16 protein-coding genes are annotated in these 19,185 nt (G+C 74.2%); 5 read left to right on the top strand and 11 right to left on the bottom strand.

The annotated features are described in order from the left end of the window. Positions 1-2 precede the first annotated feature (2 nt). Positions 3-2,393: a SpoIIE family protein phosphatase gene (locus ACIRPP_RS09245; RefSeq protein WP_403639368.1), complete on the bottom strand. Its 2,391-nt coding sequence runs from the start codon at positions 2,391-2,393 to the stop codon at positions 3-5. Positions 2,394-2,688: 295 nt separating this feature from the next. Here ACIRPP_RS09245 and ACIRPP_RS09240 point away from each other — a divergent pair, with 295 nt between their 5' ends. The 3 genes from ACIRPP_RS09240 (at position 2,689) to ACIRPP_RS09230 (ending at position 5,540) form a co-directional block, all read left to right on the top strand. Beyond that, positions 2,689-2,934: a hypothetical protein gene (locus tag ACIRPP_RS09240; RefSeq protein ID WP_403639366.1), complete on the top strand. Its 246-nt coding sequence runs from the start codon at positions 2,689-2,691 to the stop codon at positions 2,932-2,934. 3 nt (positions 2,935-2,937) lie between these two features. Then, positions 2,938-3,315 (top strand): toxin Doc, encoded by a 378-nt coding sequence (locus ACIRPP_RS09235; RefSeq protein WP_403639364.1) that lies wholly within the window; start codon positions 2,938-2,940, stop codon positions 3,313-3,315. Between the two features lie 581 nt (positions 3,316-3,896). Further along, positions 3,897-5,540, top strand: coding sequence for an RICIN domain-containing protein (locus ACIRPP_RS09230; protein ID WP_403639362.1), 1,644 nt, complete (start codon positions 3,897-3,899; stop codon positions 5,538-5,540). Between the two features lie 115 nt (positions 5,541-5,655). Here ACIRPP_RS09230 and ACIRPP_RS09225 read toward each other — a convergent pair whose 3' ends face one another. Beyond that, a complete protein-coding gene (locus tag ACIRPP_RS09225) occupies positions 5,656-6,825 on the bottom strand; it encodes a lactate 2-monooxygenase (RefSeq protein WP_403639360.1) in 1,170 nt (389 codons plus the stop codon). Between the two features lie 68 nt (positions 6,826-6,893). Then, positions 6,894-7,589 carry an alpha/beta fold hydrolase gene (locus ACIRPP_RS09220; protein WP_403639358.1) on the bottom strand — a complete coding sequence of 232 codons (696 nt, stop codon included), beginning with the start codon at positions 7,587-7,589 and terminating at the stop codon, positions 6,894-6,896. 385 nt (positions 7,590-7,974) lie between these two features. On the opposite strand from ACIRPP_RS09220, the gene ACIRPP_RS09215 reads away from it, so the two are divergent. After that, positions 7,975-8,409 (top strand): subtilase-type protease inhibitor, encoded by a 435-nt coding sequence (locus tag ACIRPP_RS09215; RefSeq protein WP_164337710.1) that lies wholly within the window; start codon positions 7,975-7,977, stop codon positions 8,407-8,409. Between the two features lie 198 nt (positions 8,410-8,607). Here the strand turns inward: ACIRPP_RS09215 and ACIRPP_RS09210 are convergent, their stop codons facing one another. From ACIRPP_RS09210 to ACIRPP_RS09200, 3 genes are read right to left on the bottom strand one after another with little or no spacing between them, the layout of a single operon-like run. Continuing rightward, positions 8,608-8,805 (bottom strand): CDGSH iron-sulfur domain-containing protein, encoded by a 198-nt coding sequence (locus tag ACIRPP_RS09210; RefSeq protein ID WP_164337711.1) that lies wholly within the window; start codon positions 8,803-8,805, stop codon positions 8,608-8,610. Beyond that, a complete protein-coding gene (locus tag ACIRPP_RS09205; protein WP_403639356.1) occupies positions 8,786-9,472 on the bottom strand; it encodes a HemK2/MTQ2 family protein methyltransferase in 687 nt (228 codons plus the stop codon). Before ACIRPP_RS09205 ends, ACIRPP_RS09210 begins: the two co-directional genes overlap by 20 nt. A gap of 5 nt (positions 9,473-9,477) precedes the next feature. Next, complete coding sequence (locus ACIRPP_RS09200; protein WP_403639354.1) at positions 9,478-10,509, bottom strand: iron-containing redox enzyme family protein; 1,032 nt, start codon at positions 10,507-10,509, stop codon at positions 9,478-9,480. Between the two features lie 75 nt (positions 10,510-10,584). On the opposite strand from ACIRPP_RS09200, the gene ACIRPP_RS09195 reads away from it, so the two are divergent. Beyond that, positions 10,585-11,193, top strand: coding sequence for a flavodoxin family protein (locus tag ACIRPP_RS09195; protein ID WP_403639352.1), 609 nt, complete (start codon positions 10,585-10,587; stop codon positions 11,191-11,193). 286 nt (positions 11,194-11,479) lie between these two features. On the opposite strand, the gene ACIRPP_RS09190 is transcribed toward ACIRPP_RS09195, so the two are convergent. From ACIRPP_RS09190 to ACIRPP_RS09170, 5 genes are all read right to left on the bottom strand, one after another. Continuing rightward, positions 11,480-12,493, bottom strand: a complete 1,014-nt coding sequence (locus tag ACIRPP_RS09190; protein ID WP_403639350.1) for a Ppx/GppA family phosphatase — start codon at positions 12,491-12,493, stop codon at positions 11,480-11,482. A gap of 100 nt (positions 12,494-12,593) precedes the next feature. Further along, positions 12,594-15,458, bottom strand: a complete 2,865-nt coding sequence (locus tag ACIRPP_RS09185) for an NHLP bacteriocin export ABC transporter permease/ATPase subunit (RefSeq protein ID WP_403639348.1) — start codon at positions 15,456-15,458, stop codon at positions 12,594-12,596. A gap of 1 nt (position 15,459) precedes the next feature. Beyond that, positions 15,460-17,682, bottom strand: a complete 2,223-nt coding sequence (locus tag ACIRPP_RS09180) for an NHLP family bacteriocin export ABC transporter peptidase/permease/ATPase subunit (protein ID WP_403639346.1) — start codon at positions 17,680-17,682, stop codon at positions 15,460-15,462. After that, the gene (locus ACIRPP_RS09175; protein WP_403639344.1) at positions 17,679-18,485 is read right to left on the bottom strand and encodes an HlyD family efflux transporter periplasmic adaptor subunit; all 807 of its coding nucleotides are present in this window, start codon (positions 18,483-18,485) and stop codon (positions 17,679-17,681) included. Before ACIRPP_RS09175 ends, ACIRPP_RS09180 begins: the two co-directional genes overlap by 4 nt. A 169-nt stretch (positions 18,486-18,654) precedes the next feature. Then, a complete protein-coding gene (locus ACIRPP_RS09170; RefSeq protein WP_164333238.1) occupies positions 18,655-18,870 on the bottom strand; it encodes a type A2 lantipeptide in 216 nt (71 codons plus the stop codon). Between the last annotated feature and the right edge of the window lie 315 nt (positions 18,871-19,185).

Raw genomic sequence — 19,185 nt, 5'->3', positions numbered from 1 at the left:
GCTCAGGCGTGGTTGCCCGGCACCGTCAGCTCCGCCCAGATCGTCTTGCCGTCGGCCGTGTGGCGGCTGCCCCAGCGCTGGGTGAGCTGTGCGACCAGGAGCAGCCCCCGGCCGCCCTCGTCCCACGTCTTGGCCCGGCGCAGGTGCGGCGCCGTGTGACTGGTGTCGGAGACCTCGCAGATCAGGGTGGCCGCGTCGTGGATCAGCCGCAGCCGGATGGGCGGCGCCCCGTACCGGATGGCGTTGGTGACCAGTTCGCTCACCACGAGCTCGGCGGTGAACGACGCCTCGGTCAGCGACCAGGCGGCGAGCTGCTCCAGGGCCTGCTTCCGGATGGGAGCGACGAGCGCCGGATCCGCGGGGATGTCCCACGTCGCCACCTGCGCGGAGGGCAGTCCGTGCGTGCGGGCCAGCAGCAGGGCCACGTCGTCGGCGGCGCCGCCCGGGGTGAGCAGGGTGTGCAGGACCCGGTCGCACGCCTCCTCCAGCGATCCGGTGGTCGCCTGCGACAGAGCCTGGCGCAGCAGGAGGCGGCCCTCGTCGGCGTCCCGCACCCGTGTCTCGACCAGTCCGTCGGTGTAGAAGCCCAGCACGCTGCCCTCGGCCAGCTCCAGTTCGGCGGACTCGAAGGGCAGCCCGCCCAGGCCCAGCGGCGGCCCGTGCGGCAGGTCGATCTCCCGGGCCGGCCCGCCGCCCGGTGTGATCAGGACGGGCGGGGGGTGCCCGGCCCGGGCCAGGGTGCAGCACCGTGACACCGGGTCGTAGACCGCGTACAGGCAGGTCGCGCCGACCTCCCCCGTGGCGGCGTCGGCCCCCGACTCCTGGGAGAGGTGCAGGACCAGGTCGTCGAGGTGGGTGAGCAGTTCCTCGGGGGCCAGGTCGATGTCGGCGAGGGTGCGCACGGCGGTGCGCAGCCGGCCCATCGTCGCCGACGCCTGGATGCCGTGCCCGACGACCTCGCCGACGACCATGGCGACCCGCATCCCGGACAGCGGGATCACGTCGAACCAGTCGCCCCCCACCCCTGACTGCGCGGCCGGCAGGTAGCGGGTCGCCGCGTCCACCGCGGCCGTGCGCGGCAGGTGACGGGGGAGCAGGCTCCGCTGGAGCGTCAGCGTGGTCTCCCGCTCGCGGGAGTAGCGGCGGGCGTTGTCGATGCAGACGGCCGCGCGCGCGGTGACCTCCTCGGCCAGCAGCACGTCGTCGTGGGTGAAGGCGTCGGGGTGGCGGTACCGGGTGAAGGCCGCCACGCCGAGCGTCGTGCCGCGGGCCTGGAGCGGCACCGACATCATCGAGTGGACGCCGTACTGCCGCACCTGGTTCGCCCGGGCCCGGTCCACCGCGAGCCACGGGTCCAGGTCACCGGATTCCACCGAGGCGACGATGCTGTGACCGGCGATCAGTGAGTCGGCCTGCGGCGCGGCGGACGGGTAGACGACGACCTGGCCGGTGTCGGCGACCGACTCGGGGCTGCCCGGCGTGCGGGAGTGGTGGGCGACCCGGCGCAGCGAGACCGGGGCGGTGAGCGGGCCGCCGGGGTCCCCGCCGGGCTCCAGGGGCTCCAGCAGGTCGACGCTGACGAAGTCGGCCAGCGCGGGCACGCAGACCTCGGCCAGCTCCTGGGCCGTGCGGGCCACGTCGAGGGTGGTGCCGATGCGGATGCTGGCCTCGTTGACCAGCAGGAGCCGTTCCCGCGCCCGGTACTGCTCGGAGAAGTCGTGGGCCGTCACACAGATGCCCCGCACCCGCCCGGAGTCGTCGGTGAGCGGCGCGAGCCGGGCCAGCCAGGCGTGCGCGCGGCTCTCGCCGGTCGCCTTCATGTACGTCTGCATGTCGTGGCCCCGGCCGGTCCGCAGCACCGTGGTCAGGTGCTGCTCCAGCTCGGAGTGCTGCGTCCGGCCCCCGACCTCGGTGGGCCGCAGCCCCCGCAGGTGGTCGGCGGGCAGGCCGAGGAGGTCGGCCATGGCGTCGTTGACGCCCCGCAGGCGCAGCGACCGGTCGAAGACCATGGTGGCGCAGGGGGACTGGGAGACGGCCGCCCGCACCAGGGGGTCGTCGGGCAGCTCCTCGTCGCCGGTGTCCAGGGGGGTGACCGCGAGCCAGTCGCCGACACCGCCGTCCTCGGTCATCCGCCGGTGCGCCAGCACCCACACGGTGACGGTGCCGCCGTCCCGGTGCCGGAGTGTCACCGTGCCGTCCCAGCGGGTCTCCTCCGCGGGCCGGGGCATGCGCGCGCCGTCGGCCAGCAGGGCGGCGACGGGACGGCCGACGACCTCCTCGGCCGTGTGGCCGAGCAGGGTCCTGGCTCCCTCGTTCCACTGTGTGAGCGTGCCGTCGGCGGCGATGACGGCCCGGGCCGTCACGGAATCGTCGAACGGGTCGTCCGGCTTCATCGTCGCCACTCCATCGCGCCACTCACCGTGAGCTGGTGCCTAGCCTGGGGTCCAGACTAGAGCCTGAAGCGCGGTTCCCGCCGCACGCGCGGAGGCGGGCAGGTCCGGGGCCCGCCCCGGCGGCCGCCCGACGGTCCCGAGGGCCGGGCACCCCGGCACGCGGTCCGCTTCCCGCGCAACGCGCCGCACGCCGGGCGGAGATCCGCCGCCGGTCCCCGCTTTGTCAGGTACCCCTCCGTACCCCATGTGACCTGGGCATATTTACGAGTAAGTACCTGCGCGGTACCGTGAAGGCATGCCAGCTCTCAACGTGGAGTTCAGCGACCGCGAGCTCGAGGACCTGCGGCAGATCGCCAAGGAGCGCGGTACTTCGATGAAGGCGCTCGTACGGGAGGCCGCCGCGGCCGACATCGCCCGCCATCGTGCGCTGCAGGAGGGCGCGGAGGCCTTCCGCCGGTTCTTCGCGTCTCATGCCGAGGAGTTCGCCGCCGCCTTCCCGGAGGACGAACCGCGCACCAAGAACGAAGGACGGGCCGCCTGACCGATGGCACCCGTGCTGCACATCGATGTGCCCTGGCTGCTCCAGCGGCACGAGGAGGTCCTCCCGGACCAGCCCGTCATCAACGACTTCTCCGCGCTGGTGGCCGCCGTGGCCCGGCACCGCGTCGACCCGCCCCGCCTGGGCGTCGACTCGGATCCCGCCTGGCGGGCCGCCGCGCTGCTGCACACCCTCACCGTGCTCAGGCCGCTGCCGTCGGCCAATGCGCGGTTCGCCTGCGCGACCGCCGTGGCCTACATGTTCGTCAGCGGCGTCGGCATCGACCCCCCGTACGGCGCGCTCGTCGACCTGGCCCGCGACCTGATGACCGGCGCGGCCGACGTGTACGGCGCGGCCGACCGGCTGCGGTCCTGGCAGATCTGACGCACCGGCCGGCCCGCGTGCCGTCGCCCGGCCGCCAGGTGGCGCGCCCGGCCGTTCCGTGTGCGGCCGCCGGCCGAGGGCGGGAGATCGGGGCCGGCGGCCGTCCCGCGCGGGAGAGCCGCCGTCCCGCGCGTGGCCTTTCCCGAGGGGGCCGTGTCCAGTGGACCGCGCTCCCGCCGTGGCCGGCAGCGTGCGCGGCGCATCCGGTGCGGGCGCGCCGTTCACACGGGGTGCGGACCCGGCCGGGGACGCTTTTCCGCACGCCCGGTGAACTCGCGAAAACACCTGGTGGAAAGGCAGTGCGTACCACCTATAACCCTTTGTCCTTCTGACTTTTTGTCAACGCGCAGATCTTCCTCAAGCGCCTTGTTGGTGGTGTGCGGGTTGTGCGAGAGTGAGCCACCCGTGCGGGGGGTAAAGGCCGGGGCCGCAGGAACGCCGAAGTTCATGAACCGGGTCCGATTCGCCGTCGGTGAATGCGTACTCCCCGCGCCCCGCGCCAAAGAGGTATGGACCACTCGGGTTTCTCCTTACGGCGCCGGAACTTCTGTGTCACCCACGCGTGGGAAGGAACCGTCTCAGTGCCCACCCCCCACCCGCCTCGACCTCCGTATCCGCCGCCCGGCGGGGATCCGGGGGAATCCGACGCGTTCCTGGCCGCCCGGCTGAGGGACCGTTCGGAGGGCGAGGCCGCCCGTGCCGTCGCGCTGCTGACGGCGCGTCACTGGCGGTCCATGCACGACTACGCGGCCGTGTGCCTGGCCTCGTCGGGACAGACGGCCGCCATGGCCACCGCTGCCGCCCTGCACCGGGTCCTGGACCGGATCGCGCTCGGCGAATCCGCCGTCGCCCTGCGGCCGGTGCTGCTGGTGGCCGTGCGGGACACGGTCCGGGAATGGGCCGCCGACGACCGGATATCCGGCGCCCTGCCGCCCCTGCAGAAACCGGCCGGCGGGCGCGGCATGCGGATGGCGAAGACCATGACGCCGGACAACCGCACACTGGCGCTGAGGGCATTCCGGGCCCTGCCCCCGCGGGTGCGCTGTCTGCTCTGGCACGTCGAGGTCGAGGCCGAGCCGATATCCGTTCCGGCGGGTCTGCTCGGCATGGACGCCGACATCGCGTCGGCCGCACTCGAACAAGGACGTGACACCTTCCGGCAGAATTGCGTCCACGCCCATCAGGAACTGGCACCGACGAAGGACTGCCGTTTCCACAACCGGCTCCTGGACGTCCCGATCCGCCGGGGCGGCGCCCTGCTCCCCGATGTCCGCCGGCACCTGGCGGAGTGCCGCCACTGCCGGCACGCGGCCGAGCAACTGGGGCACTTCGAAGGCGAGCTGGGCACGCTCATCGCCGAGGCGGTCCTCGGCTGGGGAGCCCGCCGCTACCTCGACTCCCGGCCCGGCCGCTCCGCGGGCGGCACCCGCGGTCCGCGCTCCGGGCGCCGCGGACGCCGGGGCGGGGGCGGGCACTCCGCCGCCCGCCGGCACCGCCTGCTGTCCCGGATGCCCGCCGCCGAGCGGCTCGCCGGATTCGGCCGGCCGGAGGCGCTGCGCTCCACCCGGACGCTCCTGACCGGCCTGGGAGCCGTCTCCGCCGGGGTGCTGGTGAGCGTCCTCATCGCCGGTTCCTCCTCCCCCGACGGCGGCGCCACCGACCCGACCGGCTCCACCCGCGCGAACGGCGGCAGGGGAGCCGTCCCGACGGTCTCCCCGCCCGGCGTCGCCGGGCTGCCCACCGGGCCGCAGCAGACCCGGCTGCGCAACGTCGCCGCGGATCTGTGCCTCGACACCGCCGGCGAGCCCCAGGACGGCGTCGGGACCCGGCTGACCGCCTGCTCCACGGCCTGGACCCAGCGCTGGACCTACGAGGACGACGGACTGCTGCGCAGCGTCGCCGACCCCGGCCTGTGCCTGGACTCCCACAAGGACGCCGGGGTCGTGGTCCTCGGCACCTGCGCCGACCCGGACGACGGCCGGGCCGACGACGTGCGCTACGACCTCACCCCGCAGGGCGAGTTGCTGCCCCGCTGGGACGAACAGCTGGCCCTCACCCCCGCCACCACTGACGCGAACGCCGACCTCGTCGTCAAGGTGCGCGGCCGGACCGTGGACCAGCGCTGGGTGGCCGAACCGGTGCAGGAGGACGAGGACCTGCTGTCCAGCGGCGGCACCGGACCGCCGGCCGCCCGGCACGCCGGACTGACCGAACCCGTGGTGTGACGCGACCGGCCGGAGCGGGGGAGACCCGCTCCGGCCGGGCCGCCGCCGAGGCCCGCCCGTCACCTCCCGGGCGGCCCGCCGCCGCACGCGCCCTCGGCCGTCCGGCCGCCGGCGATCAGGCGGGAGCCGCGACGAGGTCGCCGGGTCCCACCGTGCCCGGCCCGGCGTGGCCCGACAACGCCAGCGTCAGGTCCAGTTCGGCGAGCAGACACCGGACCACGTGGTCCACGCCCGCCTGCCCGTCGAGCGCCAGCCCGTACACGTAGGGCCGCCCCAGCAGCACCGCCCGCGCGCCGAGGGCGAGCGCCTTGAAGACGTCGTCGCCGGTGCGCACACCGCTGTCGAACAGCACGGCGAGCCGGTCCCCGACGGCCTCGGCCACGCGGGGCAGCGCGTCCGCCGCCGCGACCGACCCGGCCACCTGACGGCCGCCGTGGTTGGACACCACCACGCCGTCCATCCCGGCGTCGGCCGCGAGCCGGGCGTCGTCCGGGTGCAGGATCCCCTTCAGCACGATCGGGCCGTCCCAGTTCTCCCGCAGGAACGCCAGGTCCGGCCAGGTCTTGGCGGGGTCGGAGAACATGCCGACGAAGTGCATCACCGCCGCGTTCGGGTCCTCGTGCACCGGCTTGGCGAGCCCCGCCCGGAACGCCGGGTCGGTGAAGTAGTTGGCGGTGCCCACTCCGTGGAGGAACGGAAGGTACGCCTGGTCCAGGTCCCGCGGCCGCCAGGACAGCAGCGGAGTGTCCAGCGTGACGACCAGAGCGGTGTATCCGGCCGCCCGCGCCCTGGCCAGGAAGCTCCGGGCGACCTCCACGTCCTTCGGCCAGTACAGCTGGAACCAGCGCTCCGCCCCGCCCATGGCCTCGGCGACCTCCTCCATCGGGGTGCTGGACGCGGACGAGAGCACGAACGGCACGCCGCGTGCGGCCGCGGCCCGGGCCGCCGCCGGTTCGGCCCCGGGGTGCATGATCGACAGCACCCCGACGGGGGCCAGCGCCAGCGGCGCCGGCAGCTCCCGGCCCAGCACCCGCACGGACAGGTCGCGTTCGTGCACGTCCCGCAGCATGCGCGGGACGATCCGGTGGCGGTCCAGCGCCGCCCGGTTGGCGCGGGCCGTGCTGCCGTCGCCCGCGCTGCCCGCCACGTAGCCGACCGGGCCGGGGCCGAGCCGCTGCTCGGTCAGCTGCTCCAGCCGGGTCAGGTCCGTCGGCAGCCGGGGGACGGCACCCGTCATCCCGTTCAGGTAGATCTCGTACTGGAAGTCGGCCCAGTGTCCGGCCATGCGTCCGTCCCGCCTCTCCTCGTCCGTCGGCCGAGCGTCGGATGCTCGTGCCCGACCGTAACCGGCCGTCAGGCGCGGGCGGCGGACTCGTGCAGGATCCGGGCCAGTTCGCGGGGGCGGGAGAACATCGGCCAGTGCCCGGTGTCCGTGCGGACCAGCTCCCAGCGCCCGCCGGCCAGGTGCGCGGCCGCGGCGGGCGGCGGGTCCTCCCCGTCCAGCAGGCATTTGACGTAGGTGGCCGGGAGGTCGCCGGGCGAGCCGTCGAGGACGGCCGGTCCGGTGAGCGTGGCGCCGGGGTGCGGGGTCGCCCGGGCGAGGATCCGGGCGATCTGTTCGTCCGTCAGGCCCTGCCCCGCGAACTCGCCCGCGGGCGGCGGCGGCCAGACGCCCCCGTGCTCGGCGATCGACCGGCGGACCTCCTCGCTGGGCCAGCCGGACAGGAACGACTCCCCGTGGACCGGCACGTTCGCGTCGACGTACACCACCCGGGACAGGCGGGCGCCGATCCGCTCGGCGGCCTGGCCGACCGGGACGCCGGCGTAGCTGTGCCCGACGAGCACGACCTCGCCCGGTCCGAGCCGGTCCACCTCGGCGACCACGTCCCGCACATGCGTCTCCTGATCCGCCGGGACGTCGCCGCGCCCGGCGAGCCCGGACAGCGTCGGCGCCCTGACCTCGTGTCCCCGCGCCCGCAGTTCCGCGGCCACCTCGTCCCACGCCCAGCCGCCCAGCCAGGCACCCGCCACCATCACGTATCGCGTCATGCGCCGCACGCTAGTGCCGGGCACTGACATGCGGCCCGTCCGGCGGCCGGCGGGTGGACGCCTGCCCGGTCGAGGGTGATCTCCGCATGAACACAAGGCGTCGTGGTATGGACCTCCGACGGCAGAATCGGAATGTTTCAGGCCGATTAACGAGCGGCGGGATTTCGGCCAACTGGCCACTTCGCGCACACGGTAACCGCTTGATTACCGCGTTGAAGCCCTTCCGCTTGGTGACTTCACGCCACTGATTCAATACGCAATGTTACTGAAACACACAGGGTCGACGTGTCTTTCCGCCCCGGACTCGGCAGACTCCCGCTCGCCGGTCCGGCACCGACCGAGCACGGACCGGCGATCGAACGAAACGAGCGGAAGGATGCACACAATGCGGAACACCGCGCGCTGGGCCACCACCCTCGGCCTCACGGCCGCAGCCGTCCTCGCACCCCTCACCGGGGCCGCGCAGGCCGCACCGGGAACCGGCCCGTCCGCGCTCTACGCCCCCTCGGCCCTGGTACTGACCATGGGTCACGGCGAGAGCGCGCAGAGCGTGACACCGGAACGCGCGGTCACCCTGACCTGTGGCCCCGGCTCCTCGGGCAGCCACCCCGCCGCCGCGTCGGCCTGCGCCGACCTCGACGGAGTCAGCGGCAACCTCGACGCCCTGAGCATGCGGCCGGGCGTCTTCTGCACCAAGCAGTACGACCCCGTGGTCGTCACCGTCGAGGGCGTGTGGCAGGGCCGGCGGGTCTCCTACGAGCGGACCTTCGGCAACGAGTGCGTGATGAACGCTCACGGTTCGAGCGTCTTCGCGTTCTAGACCGGGATCGCACGGTTCCCGTGACCGCGCGGTGGCCGCAGATTGGGGAGTGCGAGCACCCCGCGGAGACGTGCGATCTCGCGCAAGGAAGCCGGCGGGCGGAGTGGGGCCGCCCGCCGGCCTCCGGCATTCAGGGGCCGGCGGCCTCCCGGAACGGCGCCCGGCGCGGCGGAGGACCGTCCACGGCGGGCCCTGACGTCAGGCCCGGTCCCGGTGGCTGGTGTCGCACCAGGGGTAGCGGCGGCTGCGGCGGCAGGTGCACAGCGCCACCCGGAAGCGGTCCGAGGAGACGACCGTGCCGTCCTCCAGCTCCACCTCCACCGGCCCCTCCACCAGCAGCGGGCCCTTGCGCTGGACGGTGACCCGCCGGGGCGCGTCAGACGGGGAGTTCGGCACGGACGACCACCAGCTCTTCCCTGTTCTCGTCGGGGCCCAGCAGGGCCCGCTCGCGCAGCCACCGTTCCCTGGTCCGCAGGACGGGCCCGAACGTGATGTGCCGGCGCCGGGTGACCGCCGCCTTCATCCCCGCGGCCCGCAGATGCCCCAGGGTGAGCTCCGTCCCGCTGAGCGCCGACTGCACCAGCAGCAGCACACCGCCGGGCCGCAGCAGCTCGTGCGCCTCCCCGCAGATCCGGTCCAGGACCAGCCTGCCGTCGTGGCCCGCGTCCCATGCCCGGGCCGCCCCGCGCGGCGCGACCCCGCCGTGGGGCGCCGGTACGTACGGCGGGTTGGCGAGGATCAGGTCGAACGACCGGCCCCGCACCGGGGCGAACAGGTTCCCGTGCCGCACCTGGACCGGAACGCCCGCCATCAGCGCGTTGAGACGGGTCGCGCACACCGCGCGCCACGAGACGTCGACCGCCGTCACACGGGTGCCGCGCCGGGCGGCGGCGAGCGCCAGCGCACCGGAACCGGTGCCCACGTCGAGAACGTCCGAACCCGGACGGACCGGCTCGTCGGACAGGGCGCCGGCGAGCAGTTCGGTGTCTTCCTGGGGGGCGTACACGCCCGGGGGTGCCAGTGGATTCACGCGCCGCCGAGTACCCAGGTTGCTGTCGGACATGTGCCTCATGAGACGGGAGTGACGTCAGGGACGTCGACGTCAGGGACGTCGAGAGGCGTGCGCAGCGAGGAACGGCCGGCGCCCCAGTCGGCGAGCAGCCGGTCCCCGAGCCGGTCCTCCACGAACACGGTCGCGTCGATCCCGAAGGCGATGTCCTGGGCGAGGTGCGGCTCGGACTCCATCAGCCCGCCGATCACGTCGTGCCGGACCACCTGCTCGTGGACCGCGTCCGCTTCGACGTGCTCGTCGTAGAAGTGCTCGGCGGCCGGCCCCGCGCCCGTGCGGCGCATCGCCTCCGCGAGCCGCCGGGAGCCGGGCGACGAGGTGATCTCGACCGTGGCGAAATGACCCACCAGGGCGCCCCGGAGCGAGCGGTGCAGCCCGAACAGCGACATGAGGTTCACGGTGACGAGCAGCTCGGCGCAGGCGGCGTCCAGGTAGCGGCCGTACGTGGTGTCCAGGCCCAGGTCCCGCATCAGGTCCGCGTACAGCCCGGCGTGCACCCGGTCGGCGCGGCCGCCGCCGAACTCGTCGAACTCCACCGCCGCCATGGCGGCCTTCGCCCGGCCCCACAGGCGCGGCAGCACCCACGCGTGCGGGTCGGCCTCCTTCAGGTGGTAGAGGGACCGCTGCGCGGCGTACTCGCGCACGTGCCACAGCTCGCCCTTGTCGCGCAGGAAGTGACTGACGCCGGTCCCGTCGACGGGCTCCACCAGGAGCGTCGCGAGCGCCTCGTCCACGTCGTCGTGCACGGTGGCGTCCGCGCGCAGCGCCGACCCGAAGCGCTTCTCCAGGGCACCCCGCGTCCGCAGCAGGTCGGGGTCCCACTCACGCTCCGGCGGGACGCCGTCGAAGCCGCGGTAGTGCAGTTCGTAACAGAGGTACAGCGCGAGCTGGAGGTCGTCGCCGTACACGGGCGCCCGCGCCACGTCGTGCGGCAGCGGGAGGGGGCCGTCACCCCTGAGGTGGGCGATGACGGCGGCGCTGAGGGGGCCGCGCGGTGCGGGCAGCGTCGGTTCCGTACGTGGGTGTTCCATGGGGCCCGGGTACCCGCGGCGTGCCCGGCCACCCGCCCACGCGTGCCGCCCCCGCGCAGGGGTACTCCGCTCGGCATGAAGGCACTCGCGATCAACTGCACCCTGAAGAAGTCGCCGGACACCTCCAACACCGAGGCGCTGCTGCGCTCCGTCACCGAGCAGCTGGAGAAGGAGGGCGTGGACGTCGACGTCGTGCGCGCCGTGGACCTGGACATCGGTCCGGGTGTCGTCAGCGAGGCGGTGCACGACGGAGACGACTGGCCCGACGTGCACGCCAAGGTCCTCGGCGCGCAGATCCTGATCATCGCCTCGCCGACGTGGCTCGGCCAGCCGTCGTCGGTCGCCAAGAGGGTCCTGGAGCGGATGGACGCGATGCTGTCCGAGACGGACGACGACGGCCGGCCGGTCGCCTACAACCGGGTCGCCGGCGTGGTCGTCACCGGCAACGAGGACGGCGCCCACCATGTGATCAGCGAGATCACCGGCGGGCTCCAGGACATCGGCTACACCATCCCCGGCCAGGCGTGGACGTACTGGAACCAGGGTCCCGGCCCCGGGCCCAGCTTCCTGGAGGGCGGCCGGGGCCACGACTGGTCCCGCAGCACCGGGCGGGCCATGGCCGCCAACCTCCTCGGCGTGGCCCGGGCCCTCCAGGCGCGTCCGCTGGGCCCGCCACCGCAGTAGCGCGCGGGCGCTCCCCGCCGCCGTCGGTCAGTCGCCCCGCGACTCCTCCCGCGGCTCGGTGCCGGGCGGGCCGACGTCGTCGGCCCGCCCCGGCGCGGCCGCTGTGCGGCCCCGTCCCGGCTGCGGCGCTCGGCGCCCTCCGCCTGCGCCGCACCTCCTCGACCGCCGTCCGTGGCGCATACCGCCGTCCGCGGCTCCTTCTCGCCGGCGGCCACCGGTGTCTTCCGTGCTCGTTCCGGTCCGCGACCCCGTACGTGCCCTTCCGCGCGGCGCGGCGAAGCAGCGGCTACGGCATGCCCGCGCGGGCGACCCGCAGGGGCACCGGCTCGGCCGGGGCCTCCTCCTTCTCGTTGCGGCGGGTGATCTCCGCCCACCAGGCGGGCCCGTCCTCGATGTGCCGCAGCAGCACCCCCTCCCGCAGGGCCCACGGGCAGATCGTGACCGACGCGAGCCCCGTCAGCTTCATCGCCGTGTGCGCCACGACCGCGCCCGCCAGGCTCTGCGCCGCGCGCGGCGCGGAGATGCCGGGCAGATGGGCGCGGTCGGCGGCCGGCAGCGCGGCCAGCCGGTCGATCGCCACCCGCAGGTCCCCGCAGGACAGCTCCCGCTCCACGAACGGCCCGTGCCGCCCCGGCGCGGCCCCGCAGAGCCGCCCCAGCTGCTGGAACGTGCGCGACGTGGCGACCGCGGTGCGCGGGCCCTCCCATCGGATCCGTGCCGCCACGTCCCGCAGCTGGTGACGCACGCGCCGGCGCAGCGCACGCACCCGGGCCGGCGGCGGGGGATCCTCCTCCCCGAAGAACTCGTGCGTCAGCCGGCCCGCGCCCAGCGGCAGCGAGGCCACGAAGTCGGGCAGCCGGCCGCGGCCGAACGCCACCTCCAGCGAGCCCCCGCCGATGTCCAGCAGGGCCAGCGGACCGGACCGCCAGCCCATCCAGCGGCGCGCCCCGAGGAAGGTCAGCTCGGCCTCCAGCTCGCCCGGCAGGGTGCACAGCGCGACGTCCGTACGGGAACGGACCTCGTGCAGCACCTCCTGCCGGTTCGGCGCGCCCCGCACCACCGCCGTGGCGAAGGCGAGCGGACCGGCGGCGCCCCACCGCGCGGCGGTGCGGTCCGCCGCGGCGACGGCCTCGACCAGCCGGTCCACGGCCTGCTCGGGCACCGGCCCGCCCGGGGTGATCTGCTCGGACAGCCTCAGGCGCCACTTGGCCGTGTGCACCGGCAGCGGCACCCCGTCGGCCGTGTCCGCCACGACGAGTCTGACGGTCTTCGATCCCACATCCATGACGCTGGTTCGCATGGCGCGTGGGTACCCACTGGGCGTATGTCCTACCGCGCGGCGCGCGACCCCGGCGGGACGGGACCCGGACCGGACGCCCGGTTCGTCCGGGCCGGTGCGGCTATGCCAGCTGCCGCCGCACCAGTTCGTGCAGACGGCCGCCGGTGTCCGCCAGCAGCTCGGCGGGCGGCCCCTGCTGCACCACCCGGCCGTCCTCCATGACCACCACCCGGTCCGCGTCCAGCACCGTCGACAGCCGGTGCGCGATGACGATCCGGGTGGCCCGCAGCGCCCTCGTGGACTCCATCACCGTGCGCTGCGTCTCGTTGTCCAGGGCGCTGGTCGCCTCGTCGAAGAAGAGGATGCGCGGGCGGCGGATCAGCGCCTGGGCGATCATCAGCCGCTGCCGCTGCCCGCCGGAGACCGCCCCGCTGCCCGACACCAGGGTGTGCAGTCCCATCGGCATCCGCCGGATGTCCTCGGCCAGCCCCGCCAGCTCCGCCGCCGCCATCACTTCCTCCGGCGTGTAGGGCTCGGTCCCGCGGATGACGTCCATGACGGAGCCGGTGAACGGCTGGGCGTGCTGCAGCACCACCCCGCACTGGCGGCGCACCGCCGACAGGTCGAGCGCGGACAGGTCCTGGCCGTCGTAGAGCACACTGCCGGACAGCGGCCGGTCGAAGCCGATCAGCAGCCGCAGCAGCGTCGACTTGCCGCAGCCGCTGGGGCCGACCACCGCCACGAACTCGCCCGGCCGCACCTCCAGGGACACGTCGTCCAGCACCAGCGGCCCGTCGTCGGAGTAGCGGAACGACAGCCGCCGCGCCTCGACCGCCCCGGACAGCGGACCCGGCCGGGTGCTCCCCGAGCGCACCTCCGGCGCCGCGTCCAGCACCGGCTCGATCTGCTCCAGCAGCGGCAGCGCTGCCACCCCGGAGACGAAAGCGCCGGTCAGCTGGGTCACCGAGGTCAGCACCATCGTCACCGACGTGTGAAAGGTGAGGAACTGGGCCGCCGTCATCGTGCCGCGCGCCGGACCGGCCAGCAGCATGAACATCGCCAGCGTGCACAGCGGCAGATAGACGGCGCCCAGCACGGCCGTCAGGTTCTTCACCCGGCCCGCCTGCTGCTGCAGCTCACGGCTGCGGGCGAACTCCGACGCCCACGCCGCGTAGGCGTAGTTCTCCGCCGCCGCCACCCGCAGCTTGGGCAGCCCGCGCAGCGTCTGGAACGCCTGGTTGTTCAGCTTGTTGGTCAGCACCACCAGCCGCCGCTGATAGCGGACCTGCCACAGCCCGAGCCCCAGGAACACCGCGGCGACGGCCACCAGCATCCCGATCGCCGCCAGCGCCATCGGCACGCTGAACCACAGCAGCAGACCCAGGTTCACCGCGCCGACGGTGACCGACTGGGCCACCGTCGGCCCCACCCCGGCGAGCAGCCGGCGGATCGCGCTGACCCCCATGGCCGCGCTCGCCAGCTCCCCGGTGGAGCGCTCGGTGAAGAACGCCGTCGGCAGCCGCAGCAGCCTGTCCCACACGGCCGGCTGGAGCGTGGCCTCCACCCGGCCCTCCAGTCTCAGCAGGGTGAGGTTCTGCAGCAGCATGAACGCCGCGGCCACCACACTGCTGAGGATCACCGCGAGACACACCTGCACGATCAGGCCGGTCTGCGCGGTCGGCACGAACTCGCCGAGCACCCGGCCCGTCGCGACCGGCACCAGCGCCCCGACCGCGACCGTCACCAGCCCGCTCAGCAGCAGCGCCGTCAGATCCCGGCGGGTGCCCGCCATGCAGAACCGCATCAGGCCGAGCGGACCGAGCCGCCGGTCGGGCAGCGGCCGGTAGAACATCACCGCCTGCGGCTCGAACTCCCCGGCGTTGGCCTTCTCCACCGGCGTCTCCCGGCCGCTGCCCGGATGGACCGCCACATAGCCGCCGCGCCGCCACAGCAGGGCCACCGGGGCACCGGACAGCGCCCGGTGGCCGACCAGCGGACCGACGTCCTCCCGCCACCATCGCCCCTGAAGACGCACGGCACGGGTGCGGACCCGGGAGGCGAGGGCCACCTGCTCGACCGGGTCCAGACGGTCCCCGCCGACCCCCGACGGCGGGGGACCGGCGAGCGTGATCCCGGCGGCACGCGCCACCAGCCTGCAGGCCGCGTAGGTGGCGTCCGCGTCGGCTGGGGTCGCCGTGCGCGCGCCGCCCGGACGGCTGCCGATGGACGCCAGCAGCGTCCGGTCGGCCTGGGCGCGCACCGCCTCTCCCGCCCGGATGCCCTCGGCGGTGCGGGACGCGTGGGCCTGCTCCAGCTGCTCGATCCAGCGGTCGAGGGCGGTCGTCAGCCGGTACTGCTGGTCGACCATGCTCTGCCACAGCGCCGGGTCCATGAGCAGATCGGCCGCCGCCTCGGCGCCGTAGGCCGACCCGTACTGCACGCTGCCCGGCGGCACGTGCATCCAGAACACGTCCTCGTCCTCGCCCGCGCCGGAGGCACCCGCCGGGCCCCCGCCGTGCGCGGCCGTGCGCTCACCCGCCGTCGGCGCCTGGAACAGCACCGACAGGCTGCGGCCGACGCCCAGCGCGAGTGCGTACTCCAGCGGGCTCGTGGCCGGGGGCACGTACTGCGGGTTGCCGTACGCGTCGTAGGACCAGGTCTGGGTGTGCGCCGGCTGATACAGCTCGCGCAGCCCGATGCGGTGCACCACGCAGTCCCGCAGGGGGCGCGCCACCAGTGTGTGCCGGGGGCCGGTCACCGGCCCCAGCAGCAGCGAGCCCGCCTCCAGCCGGCCCAGGTGGTGCCAGTGGCCCTGCTGCCCGGCGTCGACCGCGAACAGGTCCATGGCCCCCGACACCACCAGCCACAGCACCTCCGGACCCTCCAGGTCCAGGCGGCCGGAGCCGGAGCAGTCCACCGGCGTGCCCAGCACTCCGAGCGCACCGAGGACCACATCGCCGCCGAGGCCGTCGTGCACGGTCGTCATCTCACCGCTCCCTGACCAGCGCCGCGTACGCGCCGCCGCGCGCCACCAGTTCCTCGTGCCGCCCGCGCTCCACGACCGTGCCCCGGTCCAGGACGACGATCTCGTCGCTGTCGCGGACCGTGCTGAGCCGGTGCGCGATCACCACGCAGGCACAGCCGCGGCGCCGCAGGTTGTCCATCACGACCTGCTCCGTCTCCGCGTCCAGCGCGCTCGTCACCTCGTCCAGCACCAGGATGCTCGGCCGCCGCACCAGCGCCCGCGCGATCTCCAGCCGCTGCCGCTGCCCGCCGGAGAAGTTCCGGCCGTCCTGCTCGACCCGGCTGTGGATGCCGCCGGGCCGCCGCACGACCACGTCGTACAGGGCCGCGTCCTCGAGCGCCGCCACCACGGCCTCGTCCGGGATCGACGGGTCCCACAGCGCCACGTTGTCCCGCACCGTGCCTTCGAAGAGGAACACGTCCTGGTCCACGAAGGACACGGAGGAGGCCAGCGCCCCGCGCGGGATGTCCTCGATGCGCCGCCCGTCGACCCGGATCACCCCGTCCCACGGCGTGTACAGGCCCGAGATCAGCCGGGACACCGTCGACTTGCCGCTGCCGGAACCGCCGACCAGCGCCACCTGCTGCCCCGGCCCGACGGTCAGGTCGAAACCGGTCAGCAGCGGCTTGTCCAGCGGGTTGTAGCCGAAGGAGATGTTCTGCAGCTCGACGTGCCCGTGCAGCCGTCGCGTCGACTCCGTGGCGCCGGGGCGCCCGTACAGGGGATCGGCCCGGAAGTTCTCCACGTCCTTCAGCCGGGCCACGTCGGCCGCGAAGTCCTGGATGCGGCCGGCCACCCCGTTCAGCCGGGTGAGCGGCGCGGTGAAGCGGGTCACCAGCGCCTGGAAGGCGACCAGCAGCCCCACCGAGATGTGGCCCTCGACCGCCCGCAGGCCGCCGATCCACAGGATCAGCGCGCTGTTGAGGGTGGCCAGCGTCGGCGCCACGATGCCCAGCCAGGCGGTCGGCACCCCGAGCCGCTGCTGCTCCTCCAGCGTGGTCGCGTGCTGCCCCGCCCAGGTGCGGAAGTAGCCGTCCTCGCCGCCGGTCGCCTTCATCGTCTCGATCAGCTGCAGCCCGGTGTACGCCGTGTTGGTGAGCCGCGCGAGGTCCGCCCGCAGCTTCGCGGTGCGCGTCGCGCGCAGCTTCACCACCACCCGCATCGCCACGATGTTCAGCAGCGCCACACCGATGCCGACGAAGGTGAGCTGCGGGTCGTAGCTGTACAGCAGGACCGCGTACAGCACCACCACCAGCGCGTCGACGCCCGCCGCCGACAGGTCGCGGGCCAGGGTCTCGGCCACCGCGTCGTTGGACTGCAGGCGCTGCACCAGGTCCGCCGGGCTGCGCTGGGCGAAGAACGTCACCGGCAGCCGCAGCAGATGGCGCAGGAAGCGGGCGCTGGACAGGGTGGAGGAGATGATCCGCCCGCGCAGCAGGTTGGCCTGCTGGAGCCAGGTCAGCAGCAGCGTGAGCAGCACACAGGCGCCCATCGACGCGAACAGCACGTCCAGCGTCGAGGTCTGGCCGCCGATCAGGAACTCGTCGATGTAGGCGCGGCTCAGTCCCGGCACGGCCGCGCCGACCGCGACCAGCAGCAGGCTGGCCAGCACCACGGCCGGCAGGGTGCCCGCCGTGCCCCGCAGCCGGGCGGGCATCGCGCCGAGGACACCGGGCCTGCGGCCGCCCCGGGTGAAGTCCTCGCCGGGTTCCATCACGAGGACGACGCCGGTGAAGCTGCCGTCGAACTCCTCCAGCGGGACGAACCGGCGGCCCTTGCCGGGGTCGTTGACGAACACCCCGCGCCGGCCGAACCGGCGGCCCATGCCGTCGTAGACGACGTAGTGGTTGAACTCCCAGAACAGGACGGCCGGTGCCGCCACCTCCGCCAGGGCGGCCAGGTCCATCTGCATGCCCTTGGCGGTGAGCCCGTAACTGCGGGCCGCCTTCAGCAGATTGCCGGCGCGCGAGCCGTCGCGGGAGACACCGCAGGCGATGCGCAGCTCCTCCAGCGGGACGTGCCGGCCGTAGTGGGCGAGCACCATGGCCAGCGAGGCGGCGCCGCATTCGACGGCCTCCATCTGGAGCACGGTGGGCGTACGGACGGTGCGGGCGCGGGCCTTGGGCACCCTGCGGGCGGGCGGGGCGGCACGGCGCCTGCCGCGGGTCTCAGGCGTCGTGGTCACGGCAGCAGCCAGTCGACGGGGCGCCGGTCGGCGAGCCGGATCGAGGCGGAGGCCAGGGTCATCGACGTCAGCCGGAACGGCGGGCCGTCCGCGGAGGACCAGGCGTAGCCGCTCTTCGTCGCGGACGAGGTGCGCAGCTTCACCGTGACGGCCACCGGCCTGCCCTCCCGCGTGAACTGCTCCCCGAGGGCCGGGTCGCCGAGGAAGGAGGAGATCTGCCCGGCCGACTGCGCCGAGCGGTCCACCGACTCGACCGTCCCGCGCAGCACGCCGTACTCCTGACTCGGCACCGACTGCACGGTGAGGTCCACGGACGCGTCGGCGGGGACGGCGGCGGCCCGGTCGGCGGGCACGTACACCGTCGCGTAGAGGGGGTCCTGGGCGCGGGCGGTGCGTTCCACGGCGGCGACGTCGGCACCGGTCCTGATGATCCGTCCGACGCTCGCGGCGAGGGTGGTGACGCGTCCGGCGTCGAGGCTGCGGACGACGGCGTCGCCCTGCCCGGTGCGGACCTTCAGCACGGGGGAGCGGGCGGTCAGCCGCTCGCCCTGCTCCACGAGGACCTCGGTGACCTGTCCGGAGACGGGGCTCTGCAGGACGTAGCTGCCCCGGCCGTGGGTGAGGACGGCGGGCGCGGTCACGGTGGACGCCACGGATCCGGTCAGCGCCCACACGGACGCGGCGGCCATCGCCACGACGGTGACGGACAGCACCAGCCACCCCTGGGGGCGGGCGAAGCGCACGGGGAGGTCGAGTTCCTCCGGCGACTGGAGTTTGGCGAGGGCCTGTTGGCGGAACTGCACGGGTCTTCCCTCACCTGTGGAAACGGTGCGGCGTACTGCGGAAGCGGAAGCGGAAGCGGAACGGGACGCGGGAGCGGGCGGGCCGCGGGTGCGGCCGGGCCCGGGAACGGCGCCGCCGGGCCCCGGAGCCGTGGAACGGTTCCGGGACCCGGTCTGCCCGAAGGCGCGATCAGAGACCGGCGACCAGGTTGGTGACCGGGGCGGTGTTCAGGCCGGTGACACCCTCGACGGTGCCGACGGCCGTGTCGACCAGGCCGGAGACCGGGGCGATGCCGTCCACCGCGCCCGTCAGGGTGTTCACGGCGTTCACGGACAGGCCGCCGGAGACGTTGTCCAGCTCGGCGTCCGAGATCTCGGCGGTCTCGACCTGGGGGGTGGAGTTCATGATGGAACTTCCCTTCGTATGGGTGTTTCACAAGGGGGAGAGCGGCCCCCACTGGGGACAGTCGAAGGCCGCGACCGCGGGCGCCGGACGGCCCGTCACGGGAAGCCCGGAACGGCCTTGCGGTGCGATGGATGTAAGCACGGCAGCGGTCCGGGCTTCCAATCAAACCGGCCGCTCACCAGGCAGGTTGCGACCCTGTGGCACCCAACCGTGCAGACGGCGGCACGGCGCGCTGGCGACTTCTTCACATGGTCCACGGCATCGCCCCGTCCGGCCCCTTGCGCCCTCCCGCGCCGAACCCGGCACACCCGTCGC

It is taken from the genome of Streptomyces sp. NPDC101219 (assembly GCF_044767675.1).
GTDB lineage: Bacteria > Actinomycetota > Actinomycetes > Streptomycetales > Streptomycetaceae > Streptomyces.
This window is presented reverse-complemented; position numbering and strand designations above follow the sequence as displayed.

Excerpts from the sequence above, each read along its gene's own strand:
- ACIRPP_RS09225 (WP_403639360.1), bottom strand. The coding sequence starts at position 6,825 with ATGGCCGGACACTGGGCCGACTTCCAGTACGAGATCTACCTGAACGGG.
- ACIRPP_RS09200 (WP_403639354.1), bottom strand. The coding sequence starts at position 10,509 with ATGGAACACCCACGTACGGAACCGACGCTGCCCGCACCGCGCGGCCCC.
- ACIRPP_RS09220 (WP_403639358.1), bottom strand. The coding sequence starts at position 7,589 with ATGACGCGATACGTGATGGTGGCGGGTGCCTGGCTGGGCGGCTGGGCG.
- ACIRPP_RS09195 (WP_403639352.1), top strand. The coding sequence starts at position 10,585 with ATGAAGGCACTCGCGATCAACTGCACCCTGAAGAAGTCGCCGGACACC.
- ACIRPP_RS09170 (WP_164333238.1), bottom strand. The coding sequence starts at position 18,870 with ATGAACTCCACCCCCCAGGTCGAGACCGCCGAGATCTCGGACGCCGAG.
- ACIRPP_RS09235 (WP_403639364.1), top strand. The coding sequence starts at position 2,938 with ATGGCACCCGTGCTGCACATCGATGTGCCCTGGCTGCTCCAGCGGCAC.
- ACIRPP_RS09245 (WP_403639368.1), bottom strand. The coding sequence starts at position 2,393 with ATGAAGCCGGACGACCCGTTCGACGATTCCGTGACGGCCCGGGCCGTC.
- ACIRPP_RS09240 (WP_403639366.1), top strand. The coding sequence starts at position 2,689 with ATGCCAGCTCTCAACGTGGAGTTCAGCGACCGCGAGCTCGAGGACCTG.
- ACIRPP_RS09190 (WP_403639350.1), bottom strand. The coding sequence starts at position 12,493 with ATGCGAACCAGCGTCATGGATGTGGGATCGAAGACCGTCAGACTCGTC.
- ACIRPP_RS09205 (WP_403639356.1), bottom strand. The coding sequence starts at position 9,472 with ATGTCCGACAGCAACCTGGGTACTCGGCGGCGCGTGAATCCACTGGCA.
- ACIRPP_RS09185 (WP_403639348.1), bottom strand. The coding sequence starts at position 15,458 with ATGACGACCGTGCACGACGGCCTCGGCGGCGATGTGGTCCTCGGTGCG.
- ACIRPP_RS09215 (WP_164337710.1), top strand. The coding sequence starts at position 7,975 with ATGCGGAACACCGCGCGCTGGGCCACCACCCTCGGCCTCACGGCCGCA.